At 72.0% G+C, this 24,752-nt stretch carries 21 protein-coding genes and 1 pseudogene; 10 read left to right on the forward strand and 12 right to left on the reverse strand.

Translation table 11 applies throughout. The features are described 5' to 3' along the window. Positions 1 to 35 precede the first annotated feature (35 nt). The 3 genes from ACFVDM_RS05520 to ACFVDM_RS05530 are packed head-to-tail and all read left to right on the forward strand — an operon-like array spanning position 36 to position 2,238. Positions 36 to 740: a glycosyltransferase family 2 protein gene (locus tag ACFVDM_RS05520; protein ID WP_383633662.1), complete on the forward strand. Its 705-nt coding sequence runs from the start codon at positions 36 to 38 to the stop codon at positions 738 to 740. Further along, a complete protein-coding gene (locus ACFVDM_RS05525) occupies positions 737 to 1,402 on the forward strand; it encodes a DUF2064 domain-containing protein (protein WP_383633665.1) in 666 nt (221 codons plus the stop codon). Before ACFVDM_RS05520 ends, ACFVDM_RS05525 begins: the two co-directional genes overlap by 4 nt. Then, positions 1,399 to 2,238, forward strand: coding sequence for a class I SAM-dependent methyltransferase (locus tag ACFVDM_RS05530; RefSeq protein ID WP_383633668.1), 840 nt, complete (start codon positions 1,399 to 1,401; stop codon positions 2,236 to 2,238). Before ACFVDM_RS05525 ends, ACFVDM_RS05530 begins: the two co-directional genes overlap by 4 nt. A gap of 325 nt (positions 2,239 to 2,563) precedes the next feature. Here ACFVDM_RS05530 and ACFVDM_RS05535 read toward each other — a convergent pair whose 3' ends face one another. Then, positions 2,564 to 3,874 (reverse strand): molybdopterin-dependent oxidoreductase, encoded by a 1,311-nt coding sequence (locus tag ACFVDM_RS05535; RefSeq protein ID WP_383633671.1) that lies wholly within the window; start codon positions 3,872 to 3,874, stop codon positions 2,564 to 2,566. A 384-nt stretch (positions 3,875 to 4,258) separates the two neighbouring features. Here ACFVDM_RS05535 and ACFVDM_RS05540 point away from each other — a divergent pair, with 384 nt between their 5' ends. Beyond that, on the forward strand, positions 4,259 to 5,653 hold the full coding sequence (locus tag ACFVDM_RS05540; RefSeq protein WP_383633674.1) for a hypothetical protein: 1,395 nt from the start codon (positions 4,259 to 4,261) through the stop codon (positions 5,651 to 5,653). Positions 5,654 to 5,886: 233 nt separating this feature from the next. On the opposite strand, the gene ACFVDM_RS05545 is transcribed toward ACFVDM_RS05540, so the two are convergent. Further along, positions 5,887 to 6,702: an SAM-dependent methyltransferase gene (locus ACFVDM_RS05545; protein WP_383633677.1), complete on the reverse strand. Its 816-nt coding sequence runs from the start codon at positions 6,700 to 6,702 to the stop codon at positions 5,887 to 5,889. A 387-nt stretch (positions 6,703 to 7,089) separates the two neighbouring features. Between ACFVDM_RS05545 and ACFVDM_RS05550 the strand changes: the two genes are divergently transcribed. After that, a complete protein-coding gene (locus tag ACFVDM_RS05550) occupies positions 7,090 to 8,430 on the forward strand; it encodes a bifunctional folylpolyglutamate synthase/dihydrofolate synthase (RefSeq protein WP_383633680.1) in 1,341 nt (446 codons plus the stop codon). Between the two features lie 270 nt (positions 8,431 to 8,700). Here ACFVDM_RS05550 and ACFVDM_RS05555 read toward each other — a convergent pair whose 3' ends face one another. The 7 genes and pseudogenes from ACFVDM_RS05555 to ACFVDM_RS05585 form a co-directional block, all read right to left on the reverse strand. Further along, positions 8,701 to 9,357, reverse strand: a complete 657-nt coding sequence (locus ACFVDM_RS05555) for a CatB-related O-acetyltransferase (RefSeq protein ID WP_383633683.1) — start codon at positions 9,355 to 9,357, stop codon at positions 8,701 to 8,703. A gap of 250 nt (positions 9,358 to 9,607) precedes the next feature. Next, complete coding sequence (locus tag ACFVDM_RS05560; RefSeq protein ID WP_383633686.1) at positions 9,608 to 9,997, reverse strand: VOC family protein; 390 nt, start codon at positions 9,995 to 9,997, stop codon at positions 9,608 to 9,610. Positions 9,998 to 10,148: 151 nt separating this feature from the next. Continuing rightward, positions 10,149 to 10,384 (reverse strand): annotated as a pseudogene (locus tag ACFVDM_RS05565) (hypothetical protein); the annotation flags it as partial. Between the two features lie 49 nt (positions 10,385 to 10,433). Continuing rightward, positions 10,434 to 11,375 (reverse strand): hypothetical protein, encoded by a 942-nt coding sequence (locus ACFVDM_RS05570; RefSeq protein ID WP_383633689.1) that lies wholly within the window; start codon positions 11,373 to 11,375, stop codon positions 10,434 to 10,436. Positions 11,376 to 11,536: 161 nt separating this feature from the next. Continuing rightward, positions 11,537 to 13,228 carry a DUF885 domain-containing protein gene (locus tag ACFVDM_RS05575; protein WP_383633692.1) on the reverse strand — a complete coding sequence of 564 codons (1,692 nt, stop codon included), beginning with the start codon at positions 13,226 to 13,228 and terminating at the stop codon, positions 11,537 to 11,539. A gap of 159 nt (positions 13,229 to 13,387) precedes the next feature. Further along, positions 13,388 to 13,861 (reverse strand): hypothetical protein, encoded by a 474-nt coding sequence (locus ACFVDM_RS05580; protein WP_383633695.1) that lies wholly within the window; start codon positions 13,859 to 13,861, stop codon positions 13,388 to 13,390. A gap of 254 nt (positions 13,862 to 14,115) precedes the next feature. Continuing rightward, positions 14,116 to 14,814, reverse strand: a complete 699-nt coding sequence (locus ACFVDM_RS05585; protein ID WP_383633698.1) for an AAA family ATPase — start codon at positions 14,812 to 14,814, stop codon at positions 14,116 to 14,118. A 626-nt stretch (positions 14,815 to 15,440) separates the two neighbouring features. On the opposite strand from ACFVDM_RS05585, the gene ACFVDM_RS05590 reads away from it, so the two are divergent. Then, positions 15,441 to 16,229: a VOC family protein gene (locus ACFVDM_RS05590; RefSeq protein ID WP_383634444.1), complete on the forward strand. Its 789-nt coding sequence runs from the start codon at positions 15,441 to 15,443 to the stop codon at positions 16,227 to 16,229. A gap of 72 nt (positions 16,230 to 16,301) precedes the next feature. Next, positions 16,302 to 16,838 carry a GNAT family N-acetyltransferase gene (locus tag ACFVDM_RS05595; protein WP_383633701.1) on the forward strand — a complete coding sequence of 179 codons (537 nt, stop codon included), beginning with the start codon at positions 16,302 to 16,304 and terminating at the stop codon, positions 16,836 to 16,838. 156 nt (positions 16,839 to 16,994) lie between these two features. On the opposite strand, the gene ACFVDM_RS05600 is transcribed toward ACFVDM_RS05595, so the two are convergent. Further along, on the reverse strand, positions 16,995 to 17,264 hold the full coding sequence (locus ACFVDM_RS05600) for a DUF6189 family protein (RefSeq protein ID WP_383633703.1): 270 nt from the start codon (positions 17,262 to 17,264) through the stop codon (positions 16,995 to 16,997). Positions 17,265 to 17,441: 177 nt separating this feature from the next. On the opposite strand from ACFVDM_RS05600, the gene ACFVDM_RS05605 reads away from it, so the two are divergent. Both ACFVDM_RS05605 and ACFVDM_RS05610 read left to right on the forward strand, forming a co-directional pair. After that, entirely contained in the window at positions 17,442 to 18,716 is a 1,275-nt protein-coding gene (locus ACFVDM_RS05605) for a HEAT repeat domain-containing protein (protein ID WP_383633705.1), read from the forward strand. 167 nt (positions 18,717 to 18,883) lie between these two features. Then, positions 18,884 to 19,660: a class I SAM-dependent methyltransferase gene (locus ACFVDM_RS05610; RefSeq protein WP_383633707.1), complete on the forward strand. Its 777-nt coding sequence runs from the start codon at positions 18,884 to 18,886 to the stop codon at positions 19,658 to 19,660. Between the two features lie 88 nt (positions 19,661 to 19,748). On the opposite strand, the gene ACFVDM_RS05615 is transcribed toward ACFVDM_RS05610, so the two are convergent. Next, a complete protein-coding gene (locus tag ACFVDM_RS05615; protein WP_383633709.1) occupies positions 19,749 to 21,170 on the reverse strand; it encodes a helix-turn-helix domain-containing protein in 1,422 nt (473 codons plus the stop codon). Positions 21,171 to 21,645: 475 nt separating this feature from the next. Between ACFVDM_RS05615 and ACFVDM_RS05620 the strand changes: the two genes are divergently transcribed. Then, positions 21,646 to 23,028 carry a M64 family metallopeptidase gene (locus ACFVDM_RS05620; RefSeq protein WP_383633711.1) on the forward strand — a complete coding sequence of 461 codons (1,383 nt, stop codon included), beginning with the start codon at positions 21,646 to 21,648 and terminating at the stop codon, positions 23,026 to 23,028. A gap of 237 nt (positions 23,029 to 23,265) precedes the next feature. Here ACFVDM_RS05620 and ACFVDM_RS05625 read toward each other — a convergent pair whose 3' ends face one another. Next, positions 23,266 to 24,585 carry a tetratricopeptide repeat protein gene (locus tag ACFVDM_RS05625; RefSeq protein ID WP_383633713.1) on the reverse strand — a complete coding sequence of 440 codons (1,320 nt, stop codon included), beginning with the start codon at positions 24,583 to 24,585 and terminating at the stop codon, positions 23,266 to 23,268. Between the last annotated feature and the right edge of the window lie 167 nt (positions 24,586 to 24,752).

Consider the following 24,752-nt stretch of genomic DNA (forward strand, 5'->3'; position numbering starts at 1 on the left):
CGATTTGTCGGCTTTCGCTCCGTAGGGTGAGCCGTGTGATTCCTCCCTCCGATACTTCCGGCCCTCGCGCCGATGTCGTTCTTCCCTGTCTGGACGAGGCCGCCGCGCTGCCCGCGGTGCTGGCCTCGGTGCCTCGTGGCTGGCGGGCGATCGTCGTGGACAACGGCTCGACCGACGGCTCGGCGGATCTGGCCCGCTCCCTCGGCGCGACGGTGGTGCACGAACCGCGGCGGGGTTTCGGCGCGGCCTGTCACGCCGGGCTGCTCTCCTCCGACGCGGAGTTCGTCTGCTTCTGCGACTGCGACGGCTCGCTGGACCCCGGGCTGCTGCCTGGCTTCGTACGCAGGATCGCCGACGGGGAGTGCGATCTTCTGCTCGGCCGCCGGCGTCCCGAGGCGCGGGGTGCCTGGCCGCTGCACGCACGGGCGGGCAATGCGGCCCTGGCCCGGATGCTGCGCCGCCGCACCGGACTGCGCCTGCACGACCTGGGACCGCTGCGGGCCGCGCGCCGCACCGACCTGCTGGCACTGGGGCTCACCGACCGGCGCAGCGGCTACCCGTTGCAGATGGTCGTGCGCGCCTCCGACGCGGGGCTGCGTGTCACCGAGACGGACGTCCCGTACCTCGCGCGGACGGGAAAGTCCAAGGTCACCGGCACCTGGCTGGGCACCTGGCACGCGGTGCGGGACATGCGGGCCGTCCTGGGCGAGCCGCCGGTCCGGATGGAGGTGGTCCGGTGAGCGCGACCGTTCCCGGCTCCCGCACGGGGCGGGCGACCCTGCTCGTCATCGCGAAGGAGCCGCTGCCGGGCCGGGTCAAGACCCGCCTCACTCCGGCCTTCTCGCCGACGGAGGCCGCACGCCTGGCCGAGGCGGCGCTCGCCGACACGCTGAGCACCGTCCGCACGCTGCCCGCGGCGCGCCGGGTGGTCGTCCTCGACGGCAGGCCGGGACCATGGCTGCCTCCCGGCATCGAGGTGGTCGCACAGGGCTCGGGTGGTCTCGACGAGCGGCTCGCCGCCGCGTTCGGTGCCTGCACCGGGCCGGCCGTCCTGATCGGGATGGACACCCCGCAGGTCTCGGCCACCGATCTGGCCCCCGCTCTGTGCCCCGGCGCCTGGGACGGCTGCGACGCCTGGTTCGGCCCGGCCGAGGACGGCGGGTTCTGGGCGCTCGGGCTGGCCGCGCCCGACCCGGGACTCCTGCGCGGCGTGCCGATGTCGGTGCCCGAGACCGGTGCGGTGCAGCGGCGCCGGCTCGTCGACGCCGGGCTCGTGGTCCGGGACCTCCCCCGGCTGCGGGACGTGGACACGGCGGCCGACGCCGCGCACGTCGCCGCGTTGGCGCCGCACGGGCGGTTCGCCGCGGAGCTCGCCCTGCTGTCCCGGGCGGCGGTCCGATGAACCGTACGGCCCACTACCGGGGCGTGCTGAACCCGCCGCACGAGGACACCGCTCCTAGGGACACCGGCTCCTGGGACACCGGCTCCTGGGGCACCGACCCGTACGCCGACGCCCTGCGCAACGGGCGCGGTCCGCTCTTCCTGCGCCGCATGGACGGCTGGCTGCTGCCGCTGGACGTAGAGCGCTGGTGCGCCGGGGCGGACGCCGCCGACCTGTCGGCCCTGGGCCGGTGCGAGGGCCCGGTCCTGGACATCGGGTGCGGCCCGGGGAGGCTGGTCGCCGCGCTGGCGGCCCGCGGGCAGCGGGCGCTCGGCGTCGACGTCAGCGAGGCCGCGGTCGACCGCACGCTCCGGCTGGGCGGATCCGCGCTGCGCCGCTCCGTCTTCGAACCGCTGCCGGGCGAAGGGCGCTGGGGCACCGCGCTGCTGCTCGACGGCAACATCGGCATCGGCGGCGACCCGTCCCGCCTGCTGCGGCGTACGGCGGAACTGCTGGCCCCGGGCGGGCTCCTCGTCGCCGAGACCGCATCGCAGGACATCGACGAGCGGGTCCGCGTGCAGTTGGACGACGGGCGGGCCCCCGGGGCCGGGCCGACACCGGCCGATCCCTTCCCCTGGGCCCGGCTCGGTACCTCGGCGCTGCTGAGGTATGCCCGCCCGCACGGGCTGCGCTCCGTCGATCAGTGGGACGCGGGCGGCCGCTCGTTCGTCTCCCTGCGACGCGGCCGGAGAATCCGGACGACCAGCCAGAGCCCCGACACCAGGAACAGCGCGGCCGTGATCAGCAGCCAGTTCCCCAGGAACACGTCGGGCGACGGCCCGCTCGCCCCTTCATAGCGCTCCGTCCGCCGGGTGATCAGCGGGAACCAGACGAGCAGCAGCAGACCGGACAGGAAGGCCGGCACCCGGACGAAGTTGACCAGCCCCGAACGCCGCCCGGCCGACCGGCACAGCAGCCGGTCGGCGCCCGCGTAGAGCGGTACGAGCACCAGGTCGTGCACGAGGGCGGCGCCGGCGAACCACACGATCACGCCGAAGGTGTCCCCCGCCAGCAGCCGTACGCCCGCATAGCCGGCCAGCGCGAAGGACGCCGCCATCAGCACCAGGTGCAGTGGCCCCTCCCCGTACCGAGGCCGCACGACCGCTCGCGTGTTCGCCCTTCTCACAGCTCTCCAAAGGTCAGCCGGGACACCCATTTGGTGTTGAGCACGCCGGGGGCGGCCGGGACGACGATCCGTGCGGGATATCCGTGATCGGGGGTCAGGTCCTCGCCGTTGACCTGGAGCGCGAGCAAGGAGCGCGGGTCGCGCACCTGGTTGTCGCGCAGAGCGGCCCGGCGGAAGGGCCCGCTGCGCTGCAGCGACTCCACCAGGACGCCGGGCGGCCGGTCCGGGTATCCGGCGCGCGCCGCCAGATCCGTGAGACGTACCCCGCGCCACCACTGGTCCGACGTGGACCAGCCCTCCACGCACGCGATCGGGAGCGCCGCGCTGTGCAGGTCCATCGCCATCAGCTGCTCCCGGGTGAACCGGAGGTCGCCGGCCGGGCCGCTGACGGTGAGCCACCAGCCCTCCCCGGTGTCGGCGGTGGTGAGACCGACCGCGGCGGCCGTCTTGTTGATCTGGAAGCCGTTGGGCCCGGATCCCGGCTCGGCCGCGCCGTGCGGGGTGAGGGCCGCGATCCGGCGCAACGGACCGTCGAAGCTCCGTCCGGCCGAGGTGATCAGCAGCACCAGGGAACCGGCGCCCACCATGGCCAGCGCTCCGCGCCGCGACAGCGTCGGCGGGGAGGGGGCGGGCGACTCCAGTGGATCGTCCGGGACCTTCCCGCTCAGGCCGCCCGACCTCAGCACCCGTACGGCCTGAGGCGCCCGGAGCACGGCGTGGGCGAGGAACGCGGCGAAGAACACCCACGCCCCGTAGAAGTGCAGCGGGTAGAACGAGCCCGGGAACACGTACTCCAGCTGGATGTTGAGCAGCCCGGTGACGAACTCGAACAGCGCCCCGCCCACGAGGAGGAGCAGCGAGATCCGCTCCAGCGCATGCCCGGCGGAACGGGCCGGCGGCAGGGCGAAGAGCTTCGGCACGACGGACCAGAGCTTGGCCGGCAGGACGGGGACGAGCACGATTCCCAGGGTGACGTGGAGCCCCTGGGTCAGCCGGTACAGCCAGCGCGGCCCGGTCGGCCACGCGAAGAGGTAGAAGCCCAGCAGGCCCTTGTCCGGCGTCTTGTCGTTGACCGGATTCAGGTCCGGGTTGTACGCCGCGTAGGACAGCAGTCCGGTCACGAAGAGCACGGTGATCCCGGCGAGCAGCACGAGGCCGAGCACCGCCGTGAACCGTACGCCGCGCACCGGACTGCGCCAGAACCCCGGCGCGGAGGGAGAACGTGCAAGAAGGGTCGTCCCACGCCCGCCGAGGAGGCGGGAAAGGAACGCGGGTGGGGCCGGACTGTGCCGACGGCTGTCTCCCATGCCCCGACGCTATGCCGCGGACGCGGGCACGAGGTGGTGACGACTCCTGACGAAACGATGACATCACCCCGGCGGGAACACGGGGAGCGGAGTCCCGGCCAGCGGCCCGGAGCCCGCCGGTTCCGATGACATCGACCGGGCAGGAACACGGGCAGCCGAGTCGCGGCCGACAGTCCGGAGTCCGCCGGTTCCGACGGCATCGACCGGGTGGGGACACGGGCAGCCGAGTCGCGGCCGACAGTCCGGAGTCCGCCGGTTCCGACGGCATCGACCGGGTGGGGACACGAGCAACGGGCCCCCGGCCGACAGCCCCGAATCTGACGGTTCGGTGACGCGCCCCGCCAGGAGGCGTGGCCAACGCCCCGTGGTGCGTACGGTGCCTGCGTGAAGACCGTGGACCGAACCGAGCAGACCGTCGAACCGCTCCCCGTACGGCACTCCGGGCACCTGCGCGACCTGGCCGCCGCCGGGGCGGGCGTCGTGCTGGTGGCCGCCGCCGTGCTCGTCGGCCGGGCGTTCGACGATCCCCTGCGCACCCTCGTCGTCCACTGGCCGCCGCTGCTCGCGCACTGGTATCCGCACGTCGGACCCGGTACCTGGGCCGCGCCCGCCGTCGCCGTCGCCGTCATCGCCCACGGTCCGGTCCTCGCCGCCCGGCTGCGCCGGCGGGGACTGCTCCTGAGCAGTTACGCCGCCTCGCTCGCCTGGGTCTTCTCGCTCGCGCTGATCGACGGCTGGCACCGCGGTATCGCGGAACGCCTCACCACCAAACACGAGTACCTGAGGGTCATCGGCCGCTTCGACGACATCGGCGCCGCCCTGCGCGGCTTCAACGGACACATCCTGGCCGGGCAACCGGACAACTGGCCCGCCCACGTCGCCGGCCACCCGCCGGCCTCCACCCTGACCTTCGTCCTGCTCGACCGCATCGGGCTCGGCGGCGGCGCCTGGGCCGGCGTCTGGTGCATCGTGACCGGTGCCTCCGCGGTCGTAGCCGTCCTGGTCACCGTGCGCGCCCTGGCGGACGAACACACCGCACGCCGCGCCGCCCCGTTCGTCGTCCTCGCACCAGTCGCGATCTGGGCGGGTGCCTCGGCCGACGGCTACTTCACCGCGGTGGCCGCCTGGTCCATCGCCCTGTCCGCCCTGGCCGCGACCCGCACGGTCCGCAGCCCCGCGGCCGCCGCACTGGGCGCCGGACTCCTCTACGGGCTGACCTGCTATCTCAGTTACGGACTGACGCTCATCGCGCTCCCGATCCTGACCGTCCTCGTCCTCACCCGCACAGCCCGCCCCCTCCCCCTCCTCGCCCTGGGGGCGCTGGTGGTACCGGCGGCCTTCACGCTCGCGGGCTTCAACTGGTGGGAGGCCTACCACCTCCTCGTCGAGCGCTACTACCAGGGAGCCGGCGGTGTCCGCCCCTACGGGTACTGGGTCTGGGCCAACCTCGCCTGCACCGCGATCGCGATCGGACCGGCCACCCTCGCGGGTCTGCGCCGGACGGCGGCGGACGCGCCCGGCGCCGTACGCACCCTGCGGACCGGCACGGCCGTTCCGTCACAGCGCCTGATCCTGCTGGTAGCGGCAGGGTTCCTCGCCCTGCTGGCCGCCGATCTGTCAGGGATGAGCAAGGCGGAGACCGAACGGATCTGGCAGCCCTTCATGCTCTGGCTGCTCCCGGCCGCCGCCCTCCTGCCCGTGTCGGGCCGGCGCGGCTGGCTGACCGCGCAAGCGGTCGTGGCCCTGGCCGTCAACCATCTGCTCTGGACCGGCTGGTAACGACACCCCTGAGAGAACACCCGTCGTAGTTCATCGTGTGTGATCGCCGGGGGGTGTGTCGGCTCCGGGCTCCTCCGACGTTCGGTGACCAGGCGAACCGCTGCCCTGGATGTCAGTGCCGGCTGCTACCCGACCGCCCTCACGTGTTCGGCGTGACCGCGCTCGGGTCCCGGTGCCACCAACATCACAGGCCCCAACAGTCCCAAAAGTCGGTCGGCGACGCCTTCCACCCCTCAGGCAGTTCCGTGCTTGAGGCCCAGGCCGCCACGGAACCCCATGTCGTCGGGCCCCTCGGACACCGATGCGTCCGGGCGCCAGCGATCGACGGTCACTACGCCCGGTTCCAGCAGTTCCAGTCCCGTGAAGAACTCCTCGATCTGCTTCTGCGTACGCAGCACCACGGGCTTGGAGACTTTGTTCTGCCGGTAGAAGTCCGATGCCTCCGCCGCCCTGACGGGATCCGCGTCACCGCAGGCATGGGACAACGCGACATACGAGCCGGCCGGAAGAGCGTCCACGAGCACCCGCAGGATGCCCGCCGGGTCCTCGTCCTCGTCGAGGAAGTGCAGGATCGCAGCGAGGACCAGGCCCACCGGACGTGTCATGTCGAGTGTCTCGGTCACCTCGGGCGAGTCCAGTACCGCGCGCGGGTCACGCAGATCGGCTTGCAGATAGGTCGAGCGGCCCTCTGGTGACATCGGGGTGAGCAGCGCCTCGGCATGCCTCAGAACCACGGGGTCGTTGTCCACGTAGACGATCCGGGCCGAGGGCACCATGCCTTGAGCGATCTCGTGCAGGTTGGGCCGGGTGGGGATGCCCGTGCCGATGTCCAGGAACTGCGTGACACCGCCCTCTTTCACCATGTGCCGTACTGCGCGCGCCATCCATGCCCGGTTCTGCTGTGCGCTCCGCTGGATCTCCGGCCAGCGCTGGGCGATGCCCTCCGCGACGGCTTGGTCCACGGGGTAGTTGTCCTTGCCGCCGAGGAGGCTGTCGTAGACCCGCGCCGGGTGCGGCTTTCCCTGTTCGAATGACCCGTTGGGGAACACACGATCTCCTTCGCACGACGGCACGTTCGATCCACACAACAACGCTCTGGCCAGAGTCATTTGAACATACTGGCTCCCTGACCGGGCGCTCGGGATCAGCCCCTTCCAGCACATTCCCCACGTCACCCCACCCACCCCGACTGGCCGCCTGCCCTGGAAGACCTCATCACCCTCCCCTTCCTGACGATCGGCCTGGCCGGCTTACCTCGCCGCGCGGGGGTGGTTCTGTTGCGGCGACTTCAGTGGGCGAGGTGGGGCATCACCGCTGCACTGATGTTCCCCGAGGCCCGAGGCTCATTGCCCTCGACTGCGAATCTGCCTGCCCCACTCCATCGGAAGGTCACTCTCTGCACCTGCACTATTGCTGGGAGTGGCAGGATTTGTTGCGTGGACTACCAACGATGCACAGAGCTCCTCGCCACGGTGCACAAGAATCCCCACAGGCTGACCCGGACGGTCCGCCAGAAGAACGTGCCGCTGCTGCTGGAGGCGCTGGGCCGGCCCGAACGGTCGCTGCGCGGGATGCTGGTGGTCGGGACGAACGGCAAGGGGTCGACCTGCGCCTTCGCCGTCGCGGCGGTGACGGCGGCCGGCGCTCGGGTCGGGAGCATGCCCAGCCCTCATCTGCAGGAACCGAGGGAACGCATCCGGATCGACGGGGTTCCGGTGACGCGCGCGGAGTACACCGAGGCGTTCGCCGAGGTCTGGCACGCGATCAAGCGACACGGGCTGCCCGTGCTGGCCCAAGGCATCTTCGCGGCCACCGCGGCCGTGCATTTCCGGCGGGCGGGCGTCGACCTGGCGGTGGCCGAGGCGAGCATCGGCGGCAGCAGGGCAGCGGCCGCGGAGCTCGGCCTGGACGTCAAGGTCGTCACCGGCATCGGACTCGACCACACCCGGCTGCTCGGTGGTTCCCTGGACGAGATCGCCCGAGCCAAGGTCGCGGCCACGCAGGACGGGGACCACGTCGTCCTCGGGCGTCTGGCCCCCGAGGCCACCGCCGGCGCCGAGCAGGTCCTGCGGGAACGGGCCGGGCTGACCGTGTGGCGCATGGACCGCGACATCCACTACACCGCCCGCGCCTCCGACTGCGGCACCGGCACACTCGTGGACGTCACCACCCCCCGCGCCGTCCACCGCGGCCTGCCCTGCCCGCTGTCCGGCGCCCATCAGCATCACAACCTCGCCACCGCCATCGCCGCCGTGGACGCGATGGCCCAACGCGGCCACATCCGCGAGCCCGACGGTGCCCGGCTCCGCGCCCGGCTGGCGGCCACCCGCTGGCCCGGTCGCCTGGAACTCATCGATCCCGCCCGGCTGGACCACTGGACGGGCCGCGTCCTGCTCGAAGGTGCCACCAACCCGCAAGGCGTTGCCACCGTCGCCCCGGAGATCCTGCGACACGCCCGGACCGGCGACCACGCGACCCCGCCCGTACTGGTCTTCGCCTCGATGAACGACAAGGACGTCTCCGGCATGCTCGCCCCGCTCCCCTCCCACTGGCCGCTGGTCCTCACACGCACCGCCTCCCACCAGGCCGCGGAACGCGCCGCGTTGTACGACCAGCTCTCGCCGACCCGCCGGGGGCCGTGCCTGACCGCCGACGACACCTCATCCGCCCTGCGCCGGGCCGCCGAACACGCCGGGACCGGCGGCCTGGTCGTCGTCCTCGGTTCGCTGCGCCTGGTGGGCGAAAGCCGCACCGTGCTGGGACTGCCGCCCGCGTGAGGATGCCGCAGCGCCGCACCGGATGCCGGGACGGAACGAGCAGCCCGCTCGCTCACCCAACGAGGGCAACAAGGGCGAGGAGCATCCACCGCCGGCACATGAGCCGGTTCAAGGCGATACAGCCGAACCCCTGTCGCTGCCGCTGCCCGAAACAGCCAACGGCCCGCAACGAGCACCAGAACCGCGTGCCCGCACCGGCATCCTCACGTCCGTTCACGCCGACTCCCGTCGCCATCCCGGGCCGCGGATGCCGCACAGGAGCCCCTCGGATCACAAGGGCTTCTCCACGCCGTGATCGGCTGCGATCCGGGCGATGTCGGCCGGTGTTCCGGCCATGATGGTGCGGGCGTGCTCGGTGACGAGGTCGGAGGGCCAGTCCCACCAGGCGGCGCGCCGCAACCGTTCGATGTCGGCGTCGTCGAAGCGCTGCCGGATCGGGCGAGCCGGGTTGCCGCCGACGATCGTGTACGGCGGGACGTCGGTGGTGACCACGGCGCCCGCCGCGATGATGGCGCCGTCGCCGATCCGTACGCCCGGCATGACGGTCGCCCCGTAGCCGAACCAGACGTCGTTGCCGACGACCGTGTCGCCGCGGCTGGGCATGGAGGTGACGATGTCCAGGGTCTCCTCGGCCCACCGGCCGCCGAACATGGTGAACGGGTACGTGGACGCGCCCATCGCCGGATGCTCGGCGCCGGCCATCAGGAATCGGATCCCCGTGGCGAGCGCGCAGTACCTGCCGATGACCAGGCGCTCGGGCCCGTAGGCGTAGAGGACGTTGCGGCTCTCGAACTCCGTTGCCTCCTCGGGATCGTCGTAGTACGTGTACTCGCCCACGACGATGTTCGGCGCGGTGATCAACGGCTTGAGGAACACCACCCTGTCGTGCGCGGGCAAAGGGTGAAGGGTCGTCGGGTCAGGTGACAAGTGCTACTCCTGGGAATAGGGGATGAGGGATGCGCTGGAAGGGCACGGGGAGGGCGCTTGGGTGCAACTCGGGTCAGCGGCAGGCGTCTTGGCCATGGGGTGACCTCATCGACGTCGGACGCGGTGATGCACTACGGCGTGCCGCGGCGGGGCGCGGGAACGGACTCCACAGGTTGCCGCCGCATAGGACGCAGGCAGCGGCCGAGGACCGCCCCTCGGAACGGGGCGCGGTCCTCGGCGATGCTTGCGGTTACGAGGTCCAGCCGCCGTACGGAACGGTGATGAGTTCCATGGCGTGACCCGCCGGGTCCATGAAGTACACGCCGCGACCGCCGTCGTTGTGGTTGACGGCGCCGGGCTGCTTCTTCTGCGGGTCGGCGTAGTGCTCGATGCCTCGGCTTCTGATCTGCGCGTACGCCGCGTCGAACTCGTCCTCGGAGATGAGGAAGGCGTAGTGCTGGGGGGTGATGCTGTCCGCGGGGACGGTGGCGAAGTCCAGCGTGACGCCGTTGCTCAGGCCCACTGCGATGAACGGACCCCACTCGGCGGTGATCTCAAGGTTGAGAAGGTCCGCGAAGAAGTCGGCGGACTCCCGGTTGTCCCGGGCATGAACGATCGTGTGATTCAACTCGACTGACAAGGAATGCCTCCGTGGGCATGTCCCGACACCTCCATGTCTCACCCAGCCGGTGACCGACACGCGATGCTGCCAGAGATCATAACGTTATCCGATCAGTGGATCAAGGGAAGTTGCTGGGCGGGCTGGAATCCGTCGGGCCGGAATCCGCCCACCCCAGCCCGTACACCAGGGTGTCGTAGTGCAGGATCCGCTCGCCGTCGATCCTGACGGTCCTCGCTCGGGGTCCACCGCCGTCACCCAGCCGCGCACGAACCGCGCGCCCATGCCCTCCAGAAGTTCCGGTGCCGTGTGTTCATGGTTCCGTCCTCCTCCTGCACGCTCGCCGACGCCCACCAGATGGGAGCAGGCGGCCTGAACGTGACATGGGCCGGATGTGACACGCGACACAGGCCCTGTCGGGGGTGCCGGCGCTGCCGGGGGCCGGAGTTCCGGAGTGTCAGCCGCGTCGATACCGGGCGGCCATCGAGTGGAACACCTTCTTCGGTTCCCAGCGCGTCTCGTCGAGCATCCTGACGACACCGTAGGAGCCGAGGTCGTGCTCCCCGGGTCTGCTGTAGCCGGCGAAGGTGAACCAGAGTGCGGTGTCGACGCCTTCGTCCTCGAAGACGTCCAGCAGTTCGGTGAGGTAGCGCACCTGCTCGTCCTCGTCGGGGATCGCTCCGTGCGGCACCTGCCACGCCATGCCACCGCGTTCTCCCGCGCCCCGGTACGCGCAGGTTCCGTACTCCGTGACCGCGACGGGCTTGCCGTGGGCGAGGTGCCCGCGCAGCTCGTCACGGAAGCCGTCGGCGTTGTAGGAGGCCCGGTAGGCATCGATGCCGACGAAGTCGAAGGGATCCCAGTCGACGAACTCCCAGGGGGCCGAGGCGTACGTGATCCGCCCGCCGAAGTGCCTGCGGACGGTCGCGGCGGTCTGGGCGAGGAAGTCGTTGAGGCGTTCCTGCACCGGTCCGAGGGAGGTCCACCACTCCATGTCGGCGTCGGCCATGGCCCGCAGACGGTCGCCGTAGGTGTCACCCGGGATGAATCCGCCGCAGAACGCGCTGATCTCGCAGCCGGCGACGAACACCACGTCGGCGCCGGCCGCCCGAACGGCCTCGGCCCGGGCGGCGCAGTCGGCGAAGAACGGGAGCAGCCGGTCGTGCGGCAGGTCCACGGGGAAGGGGGCGAACCAGATCTCGAGATCCGCGTCCGCGGCATGCCGTGCGGCGATGCTCAGCCGTTCGGGTTCTCGTCCCGAGATTCGTACGGCGTCGCAGTGGAGCTCTCCGGAGATCACCGCCATGTCGTGCCGGACCGTCTCGGCGGTGAAGTTCTTGCGGGAGATTCCTTCGCCCGGGAGGAACCCTGTGTCGTAGTTGATGCCCCGTGCGCGCACGTCGATGTCCCTTGCTGCCGTTGCCGTGTCCGGGCAAGTCAATGCCGCGCGCGGGACTTTGGCCAGAGGGACGCGCCCCGTGCCGATCCGTCAGATTCTGTTGCGCGCGGAGCCGCTTCAGCGGCCCGCCCCCGCCGGGGCGACCGGGGCGGGCCGGGTGGTCAGAGGCGGGAGAGTTCGTCGACGAGGTCGTCCAGTCCCAGCGAGCCCTGGGAGAGGGCGGCCATGTGCCAGGCCTTCAGGTCGAAGGACTCGCCCCGGAGTTGCTCGGCTCGTTCGCGGCCGAGCAGCCAGGCCCGTTCTCCGAGTTTGTAGCCGATCGCCTGCCCCGGCATGGTCAGGTAGCGGATGAGCTGGCTCTCCACGTAGTCCGCCGGGCGGCTGCTGTGTGCGCCGATGAACTCCTGGGCGAGGCCGGGCGTCCACCGCTCGCCCGGACGGAAAGGGGAGTCGTCCGGGATGTTCAGCCCCAGGTGCATGCCGATGTCGACGATCACCCGGAGTGCCCGCATCATCTGCGCGTCGAGGTAGCCGAGTCGTTCCTCCGCGTCGGAGAGGAAGCCCAGTTCGTCCATCAGACGCTCGGCGTAGAGGGCCCAGCCTTCGATGTTGGCGCTGACGATGCCGACGGTCGCCTGGTAGCGGGAGAGGTCTCCCGCGACGTGGATCCACTGGGCGAGCTGGAGGTGGTGGCCGGGGACGCCCTCGTGGTACCAGGTCGAGACGAGGTCGTACACCGGGAAGCGGGTCTGTCCCATGGTGGGCAGCCAGGTGCGGCCGGGCCGGGAGAAGTCCTCCGAGGGAGGGGTGTAGTACGGGCCTCCGCCGCCTCCGGAAGGTGCGATGCGGGACTCGACGCGGCGTATCCGGTCGGCGAGTTCGAAGTGCGTGCCGTCGAGGGCGGTGATCGCCTCGTCCATCAGATTCTGGAGCCAGTCGCGGACCGCGTCCTCGCCCTCGATGTGCCGGCCGTGCTCGCCGAGCCGGGCCAGGGCGGTCCACGGGGTCTCCGCACCGGGGACGACGCGTTCGGCCTCGGCGCGCATCTCGGCGAGCAGGCGGTGGAACTCCGACCAGCCATAGGCGTACGCCTCGTCGAGGTCGAGGTCGGTGCCGTTGTAGTAGCGGGCCCAGCGGGCGTAGCGCTCGCGGCCGACGGTGTCCGGTGCGTGCTGGACGGCGGGTTCGTACACCGCACGGATCCAGTCGCGCAGTTGGGCGACGGCGGCGGTGGCGGCGTGGGCCGCCCCGTCCAGCTCGTCGCGCAGCGCGTCGGGGCCGTCGGCCGCGAACTCCTCGAACCAGCCGTTCCCTCGGCCGTCGGTGTCGACCCATTCATCGAGCTGTCCGGCGAACGCGGCGGTGCGGCGGGGGCCCGCGTACAGCTTGCGTTCCAGGCCGAGGGCGAGGCACTCGCGATAGCCGGCCAGCGCCCGGGGCACGGCCCTCAGACGCTCGACGACAGCCTTCCAGTCCTCCTCGGTCCGGGTCGGTGTCGCCGTGAACACGTCGCGGACGAAGTGCGGGGGCGTGGCCATGTTGCCCACGGCGCGCAGGTGTTCGCCCGCCTCGTGGACCGCGAGTTCGGCGGTGAGGCGTTCGCGCAACAGGCGCGCGCAGCGTCGCTCGGCCCCGCTCCCGGCGCCGGGCAGGCGCTCGGCCTCGCCGAGGCGCGCCAGGGTGTCCCGCGCGAGGGCCGCGAGCGCGTCCGCGCCGGCCGGCGAGGTGTCCTGCAGGCGGCCGGAGCTCTCCGGTACGCCGAGGAACGTGCCGGTGATCGGGTCGAGTTCGATGAGGGCGTCGACGTATGCGTCGGCTACGTGACGAGGAAGCGGGCTGTCGGTCTGCGTCATGCGGTCATCCTCGCGCAGTGGCCGGCCATCGGCCGTGACCGGGCGGTCGCGCGGGCCGGAGAAGGCCGTGGGGCGGGACGGCCGAGGGGGCGCCCGCGAGGTGCGCCGGTCAGCGGAAGGTGACGCCGTGGCGGGTGCGCGACGAGACGCCGGCCGTGCCTACGAACCGATGGCCGGTACGGCCGTTGCCGCGTAGACCACCGCCGCGACCAGCGAGGCCAGCGCTCCGAGGCGCACCGGCCGACTCGGTACGAAGAGGGCGGCGGCGACCACGTAGGGCACGCCGGTCAGAGCGACACGCGTGCCGGCGCTGCCCAGACTGACATGCTGGTCGTACGCGGCCAGGCCGGCGAGCAACCCGGGCGTGCCGAGGACGAAGACCAGCACCGCCCAGCCCCACCGCTGCGAGGCGGAGCCGCACATCGGGCACAGGTCGGCCACCGGCAGACCGGTCAGGGTCAGCAGGCCGATCGCCAGAGGCACGCCCAGAGCGAGTACGGGCACGGTGTCGGCGGCACCGCCGTCCCATGCCGCCAGCACGAGCGCGAAGCCGAGCATCGACAGGATGGGCGTCATCGTCGCCCAGACGAGGAACAGGTGCAGGGCTATCAGTGGTCCTCTACCCGTTGTCATGGGCAGAGCTTTCCTGCGGGGCACGGGATGCGCATGAGTACGCCTACTCAGATACGCGTGCTCGGAGCGGCGCGCACCTCGCGGGCGCAGGCCGTTCGTCGGGCCCTCAGGTAACGGTTCACGGTTCACGGTCCCGTACGCGGTACGCTCTCAGGATGGCCACCGGGAAGACGGCCGGTCTCCCGCACCGTGTTGTGCCGGCCCCACGGCCGGGCCGGCGACGTCTCCTGGGTGCTGCGCCCGGACCAGTCGGCTCACACGCCCGGTCGCCTTCCGGAGCCCGACCGGCTGGACAGGCCGGGCGGTGGTGGGGTGCGGCGGGCGAACGAGAAGCGGGCGGCGGCTTCCGCGGGTGTGGTCGCTCGGAGGCGTCCGGGAACATCGTGAACGGTGGTCGCGCCCTCGGAGCGGAGCCGGTCGGCTCCGGCGTACCGGGACATGAGGGCAGCGTAGGCACGGACGTCGGCGGCGGTGAGATCCGAACGGTTTCTTGCGGCGTGCCGGTGGAGGAGGTCGGTGACATCGGGGTCGAATCGCAGCATGGTGACCGGGGCGTCGAAGCGTCTGGCGAGGGCGACGAGCCGTGCGCGCGCCCGGGGCGTGACGTTGGTCGACTCGGCGATCGCGGTGAGGCCGGCGGCGAGCCTGGCGACGATCCTGCGGTCTCGTTCCTCGAAGATCCGTGCGTCCGCCGCGTCGGACTCCGCTTCGGCGGGTGAGGCGCTGCCGAAGAGTTCCGCGCGGATCTCGTCGCTCGACACCACGGCTGCCGCGTCGATCTGCCGACGCGCGATCAGGGCCCGGACGAAGCTGGTCTTGCCCGACGCGGGCGGGCCGACGAGGACGACCAGCCCTGCCGGAACCCGAAGGGGCGGAGCGAGCGGGCCGGGGAAGGGATCGCCTGCCGGGTCGGGAGCCCCTGGTGGGGTACCGGCCGGCGGTTCGCCGGGCACGTGGTGAGGGTGCGTCGGTTCCGGGGCTTCGTTCGGCATGGACCCAGCCTGCCGCACGGGGTGGCGGCTCGTTCTGCTCGCCTGCCGTGATGGTCCGGCGAACAGGCGGGCGCAGTGGTGGCGTCGACGCGCCGCGAGCGGTTGCCGAGGTACTTGGATGGGTCCGGGGCGTGGGGCGAGGTCGTTTGGCGTGTCCGGGGCGTGGAGAGAGGTCGTCGGGCTGTCGAACCGTCGAAGGCCGTCGTCATCACCACCTTCGAGAACGACGACTACATCACCGCTGCCATCGGCGTCGGGGGCGGCGGCTCCGTCCAGAAACGGCGCCCCGTCCCCCGGATCGCGGAGGCCGTACGGGTGGTCGCTGCCGGCAAGGCGGTCCCTTTCCCGGCGGCCCTGGGCCGGACGCCCACCGCCCTCCCGCAGCGTGCCCGCCGAGCCCGGCGCGCGGGACGGGGCCCACGCGGTGGTCATCGCGTACGCATCGGGTCCGGCCGTGCCGGGAATCTCGGGCCGAGGCACAGGGGTCGGGTGCCGATCACCCGTTCGGGTCGATTCCGCTCGCGCGCGGTGCGGGTAAGGACGGCCCGTCCGTCCCCGAGCGCCTCCCGGAGGCATCCGTGCCCGAAATGAACAGCCCCTACAAGCCCGGCACCCCCTGCTGGATCGACCTGATGGTTCCCGACCAGCAGGCCGCCATCGACTTCTACTGCGACCTCTTCGGCTGGCAGGGCGAGGTCGGTCCGCCCGAACAGGGCGGCTACACCGTCTGCACCCTCAAGGGCAAGGCGGTCGCCGGGATCATGAAGGCGATGAACCCCGACGGCACCGTCCCGGATCCGATGCCGCCGACGGCGTGGACGACGTACCTCTCGACGGACGACCTCGACGCCACCACCACCGCCGTCGCCGACGCGGGCGGCCAGGTCGTCGTCGCCCCGATGGACGTCATGGACCTCGGCCGGATGGCCGTGATCGCCGATCCGGCGGGCGCCGTCCTCGGCCTCTGGCAGCCCGGTACCTTCGGCGGCGCGGCCATCGTCAACGAGCACGGCGCGCTGATCTGGAGCGAGCTGGCCACGCCCGACCCGGCGGCGGCCTCCGCGTTCTACTCCGCCGTCCTGCCGGTCACGACGGCACGCTCCGAGATGGAGGGTGCCGAGGGCTACATCGAGTTCCAGGTCGACGGGCGCGCGGTGGGCGGAATGATGGACATGAGCACCATGCCGCCCGGCGTCTCCCCGCACTGGCAGCCGTACTTCAACGTCGACAGCGTCGACGACATCCAGGCAGCCGCCGTCCGCGCGGGGGCCACCGTCCTGGCCCCCGCCTTCGACATGGTCGCCGGCCGCATGGCCGTCCTCGCCGACCCCCAGGGCGGCGCGTTCTCCGTCATCGCCCCGAACGGCTCGGCCTGACACGACCGGGGTGCGGGAAGGCAACCCACGCTTCCCGCACCCGGGCCCGTACACCCGTGCGACGATCACCTCGTGAACACCCCGCACCCGCGCCTCCACGAGCTGCGCTTCCGCCCAGCCCGTGACACCGACCTCGCTTCCCTCGTACGGCTGCGCGACGACGCCGCCCGCCGACTGCTCGCCCGGGGAGTCACCGGCCAGTGGCAGCCCGGCGAGCTGGGCCCCGATCACTTCCGCCAGATCATGGAAACCGGAGAGGTATGGCTCGCGGAGTCCGGCGGCAGAGCCGTCGGGGCCTGGGAACTGTGGTGGCAGGACGAGGACGCCTGGGGCCCGCAGTCACTGTCTGCCGGATACGTGCACCGGCTGATGGTCGACCACGCCACTGTCCCGCCCGGAACGGGGCGCCGCCTCCTGCACGCCGCCGAGGACCGCATCGCCGAGACCGGCCGGACCTTGGTGCGCCTGGACTGCCTGGCGGGCAACGAGCCCCTCACCGCGTACTACCTGGACGCCGGTTACCGCGTCGTCGGCCGCAAGGACGGCAAACCGCAGCCGGGCGGGACGCCGAAGTCGTTCACACTCCTCGAAAAGGCCCTGTCGGGCTGACCGGGAACGGATCGAGCGGTGGGCGGCCCGTGCCCGCCGAACCGGATGGCGGAGGCGGCGTGCAAGCGCCGGCGCGGCGACCGGGCCCGGCCTGAGCACAAGGGCCGTGCACAAGGGCCGTCGACGACGTCGTGGCCCCTCCGCCGGATCCCGGGATCAGGTCGAACGGCGCCCAGTGACGCGGATCGCTTCCCAAGCGGTCAGCGGCGCCCCCGTCCGGACCATGAGCAGCCGGAGTTCCTGCTTCTGCGCCGTGGTGATCCCCACGTCCTCCTCCGACAGCGCTCCGACGAGGTCCGGAATCGCGATGTCCCAGGCACCGGCCCGTGCGGCGGTGAGGATCATCTCCCTGTACGTGGGGCCGATGCGCGGCACGAATCGCTCGACCGCGAGCGCGGAGCGGCGCAGGTATTCATGCAGGTCCATGTGAGGGGACGATACGGGCGGCGATGGTGGTCAACGGCCCCGCGGGTGAAGGTGCCGAGCCTCCTGAGCCACCCCGACCTGCGCCGCCACGTCGCCGCACCGGTCGTGCGGCCCCCGACGTGCTCCTGACCGAGATCTACACTGCGGTGCGAGAACGCCTGGGGGGGGAGTCGCGACATGGGTGTGGACACGAGCGCGGGCACGAGCAACGCCGTGGGCGGCGAGTGTGCCGTGATCTCCGCGGTCCGGACCGGAGACGCCGACCTGGTGAGGACCCTTCTCCACGAGCAGAGCGACCCCGACGATCTGGACGCCGCGTTCTGCCTGGCCGTCCGGATGCACGCCGGGCACATCGCCCAACTGCTGCTCCAGTACGGTGCGGACGCCGACCGCGGCAGGCCCGAGGACCTCATCTCCCTGAGCGAGGGGGTCGACTCGGGTTCGCCCGCCCTGTTCGAGACACTCCTGGATCAAGGGAATGCGCGCGGGTACCCCGAGGCCGAGCTCCTGGAGGCGCGGGACCTCGCACGCCGCTGGCACGAGACCGGGACCGAGGCAGAACTTCGACGCCGTACGGGATCGCGGGATGCCCTCGTCCGTACGCGGGTTCAGGACGACGAGTACAGCAGTGTCGACGCGTTCACCCTCGGCGGTGCCACCGTGCGAGACGGCCACGGGGCGATCCTCACGTTCGTCGAGGACCTGATCGGGGCCCGGACCTCGTTCGAGGAGCTGGCGGTCCGGGCGCTGGCCCACGCCGGCCAGGAGAACCACGCGACGTGGAACAGTGTCACCATCCTGTTGGGCAGCCGGGGCGACGAGACGACCTGGACGGCTGCCGCGGCCCTGCGGACCGACCCGGATCCGTCCCGGCGGTTGTTCGGTGCCGAAGTGCTCCGGCTGACCCATCTGTTCGACGACAGCGACGAGGACGCGTTCGCCGGTCCCGCTCTGGACGTGTTCACCGACTGGTCGGCCGAGGAAACGGATGTCTCCGTGCTCACCGAGATTCTGGTCGCTCTCGGTGAACACATCGACTCCCGGGCGGAGGCGGCTCTCCTCCCCCATGCCGGCCACCCCGATGCCCGGGTACGGCGTGCGGTGGCGCAGGGACTCGGTGAGTGGTCGTCGCCGCCGGCCCTGTCCGACGATGCCCGCGAGGCGCTGGTACGGCTGACTGCTGACCCCGACGCCGTGGTTCGGAGGGCTGCCTGCAGCACCCTTGCCCAGGCCAGGGACGACGATCCCGCCCTCGGCGACGTCCTGGCGGCTGCGCTGGGCGACGCGGACCGTCTGGTCCAGCTGACTGCCGTCCACGGACTCGCCGTCCACGACAACGTGCGCTGCGTGGAAGCGGCACGCCTTCTGGGTCCGCTGCGGCGCGGCTCCCTGGAAGAGGAGCACTGCCTCGACGCGGTACGTCGCTACGAATGGCGCCACGCCCGCCCCTGACACCCCGGCCGTGCCCCGGCAGGTGCTCCGGAAGCGAGGGAATGCCGCGCGACCCGCACCGTGCTCCCCGCCGCCCCCGCACAGTGCCGCCGCGATTCCGCGCGGCCGTCACATCGCGCTGCTGCGGCCAACGCCTCGCGGCGACCCCGCACGGTACTCTCCCGGCCATGACCGGGACACCAGTGGCGCACTTCTACGACGAACTGGCCGACGACTACCACCTGATCTACTCCGACTGGGACGCGAGCATCCGGCGGCAGGGGGACGCTCTGGACGCCCTGATCGGCCAGGATCGCGCGGCGGTGCTCGACTGCTCCTGCGGCATCGGCACGCAGGCCATCGGCCTGGCGCTGCGCGGGCATCGCGTCACCGGGACGGACCTCAGCCCACGCGCCGCCGCCCGCGCCACCCGTGAGGCCGCCCGCCGGGGCCTGAGCCTGCGCACGGCCGCCGCCGACATGCGACGCCTCCCCTTTCCCGATGGCCACTTCGACACCGTCGTCTGCGCCGACAACTCGCTGCCTCACCTGCTGACAGAACAGGATGTGCACGCCGCCCTGGCCGAGATGCGTCGCGTGCTGCAGCCCGACGGCCTGTTGCTGGTCAGCACGCGTCCCTACGAAGACCTGCTGCGCGACCACCCCACTTCGACGCCTCCACAGGTCCACCGGACCGCCGACCGCGTCGACGACGGAGAACGGACCGTCACCTTCCAGCTCTGGCACTGGCACGACGACGGCGAGCACTACGACCTGGAGCACTTCCAACTCCTGCCGACAGAGGGAGAATGGCGCGTCCAGGTCCGCCGGACCACCTACTGGGCACTCGGCCAGGATCGCCTGACCGCGCTCGCAGTCGAGGCCGGGTTTGCCGACCCCTGCTGGCGGATGCCGCAGGAGACAGGGTTCTTCCAGCCGCTGCTCGTGGCCCGCGCCGGCGAGTAGGTGACTCCACCGCCCCAGGACCGCTCCGACCGGGTGGCCCGGCGTTCGGCACCGGTCCCGGCAGGAGGACCCGCCCGTCCCCGCCGCCTCAGGTCCAGGGGGTGACCGGCGGGCGGGCGGGGGCGGGGCCGAGTGTGGTGGTTCCGGGCTCGGCGCGGTGGCCGAGACCCGTCCGGTAGGCGTTCAGTGCCTCTTCCGTACGGCCCTCGTGACGCATCAGGTCGCCGAGGAGCCGGCAGATGTCGGCCAGGTCTCCGGCAGCCCCGGCCTGTTCGAGCAGGGTCAGCGCACTGGCGTAGTGCAGTTCGGCGGACTCGACATCGCCGGCCCCCTCGGCGATCAGGCCGAGCAGCCGGTGGGCTCCGCCGGCGTGCACCGCGCCACGATCGTGCTGGAGACCGCTGAGCAGGTTCTCCAGCAGTTCCGCGGCCTCCTGCGACTTCCCGCGCCTGCGGAGCACGTCGGCGAGTTCGACCTCGACCTGGGAGACGTAGAGGGCGGCCCGCTTGGAGACGAGCATGGAGCGTGCGGTCCGCAGCGCCGCCTCGGCCTGGGCGAGGTCGCCGTCCTGGGCGCAGACGTAGCCACGCATCCAGTGGCAGTGGGCGAGTTCGGTGCGCATCTGGAACTGCTCGTAGAGTTCGGCGGCGCGCGTCAACGAGGTCTGGGCCGCGTCGGCCCTGCCCTCGGCGATCAGGGTGCGGGCCACGGTGCGGTGCATGCCCGCGACGAGTACGGGGTCGGAGACCTGCGGCACCAGGGCGAGCGCGAGTTCGGCGGCCTGCGCGGCACGGGCGTGTGCGCCCATGTCCATGTAGGGGGCGATCGAGGCCGTGTACAGCTGCAGCAGCGCGCTCGGGTCGTGGAGCCCTGAAGTGTTCAGCTCGTCGATCGCGCTTTCCAGCAGGTAGCAGGAGTAGCGGAGTTCCCCTGCCAGGTAGTGCACGATGGACCTGCCCCGGACGGCCCGTGCGCGGGCGGGCAGCGGCTCGCCGGCCAGCGCCTGTTCGGCTGCCTCGAACCGGGCCAGGGCCTCGGCCAGTTCGCCCGTCTCCAGCGCGCACTCCCCCAGGCCGATGAGTGCGGCGCCTCGTTCCTCGGTGAGCTCGTACGCGGCGGCCCGTTCACGTACCTGTTCGTAGACGGCCCGCGCATCCGCGGCGTCCGCGACCGCCAGCACCCGTTGCGCGTCGGTCAGCTGCATGCGCAGCTCCGCGGCGAGGTGGGTGGGCCGGCCCGTGGCCAGTTCCTCCCCGGCGACCCCGAGCCGGTCGGCGATATGCCGCAGCGCCGCCTCGGAGGGCCGCACCTTGCCGGCTTCCAGTGTCGAGACGTACGCGGCGGTGTACTCCGGCTCGGCGAGCTGCCGTTGAGTCAGCCCGCGCTCCTTGCGCAGCTTCTTCACCCTCCGGCCGATCGCGACGGGGTCCGTCGTCCCCCCGGGGAGGGTCGTCCCCCCGGGGCTGGTCGTGCCGACGCCGCCCGTCTCCGCCCCGTCGGGCTGCGGCATGGCGCCCCCTCGCATGTCGTCCACCGGAGTTCCCGACCTTGTGTGTGTCATCTGTTGTCCTGTGGTGTGCCGACCCGCCGACCACCTCGGGGTCCGCGGGCGAGGCGGGCACGCCGCTCCCGTCCTCCGCGCCGTACGGCGCTTCGGCCCGGTGCGACGAAGCGACTCCCGCCCGTAGCGATTCGCATGGTCCCACACGGGTCGGCCACGTCCTGATGTGCGCGCGGGACCGGCTCGTCCCAGAACCGCGGCGAGACGCCAGTTATCCAAACGCAACCTGCTGACCGCCCCTCACCGTTGTGCGGCTCCCGCCCACACCCTAAGTTAAACGCCAACTCAAGTGGATTTAATCTTGAATTTAACTCGGCGAAGGAGTCGGAGGATGCCCTGCCGGCCACCAGCGGGCCCGTCGGCCAGAGGCTCGGCAGTTCCCCACCGCCCCTCGCCCGGCCCGCACACCAGAGCAAGGGGTGACATGCGCACAAGAAGAACTGCCGTCATATCCACGGGCGTCGCGCTCACGGCCGTGCTCGGGGCGGCGCTCGCCGCGCCCGCCTCGGCCGCGGACCCGGAGCCCGCGCGGACGCCCGGCGTCAGCGTCGAGTACTTCCCCGAACCGGGCGGCGAGGGCCACCGGACCGATGTCCCGCTCTCCGCCGGGTCGGGAAGCGGGGGCACCGCACTCAGGAGCGCGGCGCCGTCCGCGGCGACGACCGACGGCGCCGTCGGCAAGCTGGCCGTGACCGGCTCGTCCGACGACCGGCTGGACGTGGTGATCATCGGCGACGGCTACACCGCCGACGAGCAGGACGCCTTCCACGCGGCCGCGGCCGCCAAGTGGGCGGACATCACCGCCGTCGAGCCCTACGCGAGCTACCAGGGCCTGATGAACGTCTGGACCGTCGACGCGGTCTCCGCCGAGTCCGGGATCACCGGGGACCCCACCGCCGACGTCACCAGGAACACCGCACTCGGCAGCTACTTCTGGTGCTCCGAGACCGAGCGGCTGATCTGCGCCGACATCGACAAGGTCGCCTCGTACGCCGAGAAGGCGCCCGACGCCGACCTGGTCGTCGTCGTCTCCCACTCCACCAAGTACGGCGGCGCCGGGTACTCCGGCCTCGAGGAGTACGGCTACCCCTTCGACGGTGTCTCGACCCTCTCCTCGGACAACGCGCAGTCGAGCATGATCGCCACGCACGAGATCGCCCACTCGGTCGGCCTCCTCGCGGACGAGTACACCTACGACGGCTACGGCACCTGGACGGGCGGCGAGTTCACCGAGCCGAACTCCAGCATCCTCACCGCGGCACAGATGAAGGAGAACCGGAGCAAGTGGTACCGCTGGCTCGGTGAGAGCGACCCCACGGGCAGCACCGTCGGCACGTACGAGGGCAGCAGCTACTACCCGTTCGGGACGTTCCGCCCGACGGAGAACTCGCTCATGAGGGCGCTGAACATCAGCGAGTTCAACCTGCCCGGACGCGAGGCCATGATCGCCGGGTTCTACCGCGAGGCCAACGCGCTGAGCAGCGAGACCGCCACGGGCACGACCATCGGCAGGAAGGAGCGGATCAGCGTGACGCAGGCAGCGCTCACCGGGCTCGCCGCGCCGGAGTTGCGCTGGTACGTCGACGGGGTCCGGGTGAAGCGGGCCCGGGGCCTCACCTCCGCCGTGCCCGCCGCGCTGGGTGTGCCCGCCGACGGCAGGAAGCACACCGTCACGGTCGAGTCGGTGGACACCACGGCCTCGATCCGCGACCCCGAGATCCGTGCCGAGGCCACCGAGAGGCTGACCTGGAGAATCTCCGCCTCCGCTGGCCCGAAGCCCGCCCACGGGCCCGGCCCGCGGCACTGAAGCACGGTGAGTACGCCGCCGGGAGGGTGGTGTCGCCCCCTCCCGGCGGAGAACTGCCCGTAAGCGGAGCAGCGCCGGACCATCCCAGTACCTCGTCGGCGTCCGCACGGACGGGGTCGGCGCAGGCCGCGGGATCGGTGATCCGCCGCTCCCGGTCCGGTTCGGGACCGGTGTCCTACGCGTTCGGACGTGTCGGGCGGGGCTGCCCCCGGCCGGGCTTCTGATGTGCCGGGTGGATCACTTCTCGTCAGGGGGATTCAGGAGGTCCAGGGCCGCGCGGGCGTCCGCGTCGCCCGCGCCGGCGGCGCCGCTGAGCCAGCTCGCCACCGCGGCGAGGTCGGGGCCGGCCGGGGTGTCCGCCGGTGGTGCGGGAGGTGCGGCAGGAATGTCGGCGGACCGCACCCAGTGTTCCGCCTCCTTCGCCCGGCCCTTGCGCATCAGGGCCGACGCGAGGTTGAGCTTCGCCGCGGGATGGCCCTCCTCGGCCGCGCTCCGCCACAGTTCCTCCGCGCGGTCCCAGTCGCCGCGTTCCGCGTGGACGGCGCCGTAGCTGACGCGTCCGTCGGTGCTGCCGCCGTCGGCCGCCCGGCGCCACCACCGCTCCGCCCCGGCGAGGTCGCCGCGTTGGCGCAGCAGGTTGCCGAGGTTGTTCATGCCGTCGACGTCCCCCGCAGCGATCGCCTTGTGGTAGCAGGCCTCCGCGCCGTCGAGGTCGCCGCGCCCGCGTAACAGGACGCCCAGGTTGACGTACGAGTCGGTGTGCCCGGCGGCGGTGGAGAGGCGGTAGTAGTGCTCGGCCCGCGCGGTCCGGCCCTCCTCGGCCAGCAGCGCTCCCATGGTGTGCTGGGCCAGTGGGTGTCCCGCGTCGGCCGCCCGCTGTAGGTGCGGTCTCGCCGTGTGGAGTCCTTCGTCGGCGATATGCATCTGGGCGATCCAGAAGAGCACCTCGGGGTCGCCGGAACGCAGCGCGGTCGCGAAGTGGGCGCGAGCCTGTTCCCATTGCCCCGCGTCGGCTTTGAGGACGGCCATGGCCAGATGCGCGTGGGGATGGTCGTTGTCCGGGTTGAGGAGCAGGAGCCGGCCTGCCCATTCCACGGCGGACCCCGGCCGGGACGTCGAAGCGTCCGCGGCGGCCGGCGCCCCCGAGGGGGCGGAGGGGGCGGAAATCGCTGACGTGCCGGCCGTCGCCGAAGGGGCCGGTGCCGGCGGAGCAGTCCGGGGACGCGCTGCGGGAGCGGGCGTCGGCGCAGGGCGCCCCGGGGCTCTGCGGGCCTCGGCGGCGCGCAGGGCCCGTAGTTCCTCCATGGCTCGTCGGGCACCGCTGTTCCCGGTGTCGGCCACCGGCCGGAAGTAGCGTTCGGCCTCGTCGAAGTCGCCGCGGTCCATGCGGATCGTGCCCAGCGCCATGGACGCCATCGGGTCACCGGCCGCCCGCGCCCGCTGGAGCCAGACCTCGGCCTCGTCGAGGAGTCCCCGGTTGCCCAGACCGATCCCGTAGACGGTCATGGCCTCGACCCCGCCCGCCTCCGCGGCCTCCCGGACGAGATCTTCCGGCACCGGGGTTCCGTACCGATGGGCCGCCCTGATCAGGTCGTCCCGGTCCGGTCCCGCACCACCCCGCGCGCTCCGCCCCCCGGCTCTTCCGCCCTTGCCCGCTCTCCTCCACCACGCGCCCATGCCGCCCCCCACGCCGGTATGCCGTCATCACGCCCAGGACAGGGTAT

Origin of the sequence: Streptomyces sp. NPDC057682 (genome assembly GCF_042799575.1) — a bacterium.
Classification (GTDB): domain Bacteria; phylum Actinomycetota; class Actinomycetes; order Streptomycetales; family Streptomycetaceae; genus Streptomyces.

Coding starts and splice junctions, on each gene's coding strand:
- ACFVDM_RS05530 (WP_383633668.1), top strand. CDS start 1,399: ATGAACCGTACGGCCCACTACCGGGGCGTGCTGAACCCGCCGCACGAG.
- ACFVDM_RS05535 (WP_383633671.1), bottom strand. CDS start 3,874: ATGGGAGACAGCCGTCGGCACAGTCCGGCCCCACCCGCGTTCCTTTCC.
- ACFVDM_RS05575 (WP_383633692.1), bottom strand. CDS start 13,228: ATGACGCAGACCGACAGCCCGCTTCCTCGTCACGTAGCCGACGCATAC.
- ACFVDM_RS05580 (WP_383633695.1), bottom strand. CDS start 13,861: ATGACAACGGGTAGAGGACCACTGATAGCCCTGCACCTGTTCCTCGTC.
- ACFVDM_RS05590 (WP_383634444.1), top strand. CDS start 15,441: ATGAACAGCCCCTACAAGCCCGGCACCCCCTGCTGGATCGACCTGATG.
- ACFVDM_RS05600 (WP_383633703.1), bottom strand. CDS start 17,264: ATGGACCTGCATGAATACCTGCGCCGCTCCGCGCTCGCGGTCGAGCGA.
- ACFVDM_RS05605 (WP_383633705.1), top strand. CDS start 17,442: ATGGGTGTGGACACGAGCGCGGGCACGAGCAACGCCGTGGGCGGCGAG.
- ACFVDM_RS05610 (WP_383633707.1), top strand. CDS start 18,884: ATGACCGGGACACCAGTGGCGCACTTCTACGACGAACTGGCCGACGAC.
- ACFVDM_RS05615 (WP_383633709.1), bottom strand. CDS start 21,170: ATGCCGCAGCCCGACGGGGCGGAGACGGGCGGCGTCGGCACGACCAGC.
- ACFVDM_RS05620 (WP_383633711.1), top strand. CDS start 21,646: ATGCGCACAAGAAGAACTGCCGTCATATCCACGGGCGTCGCGCTCACG.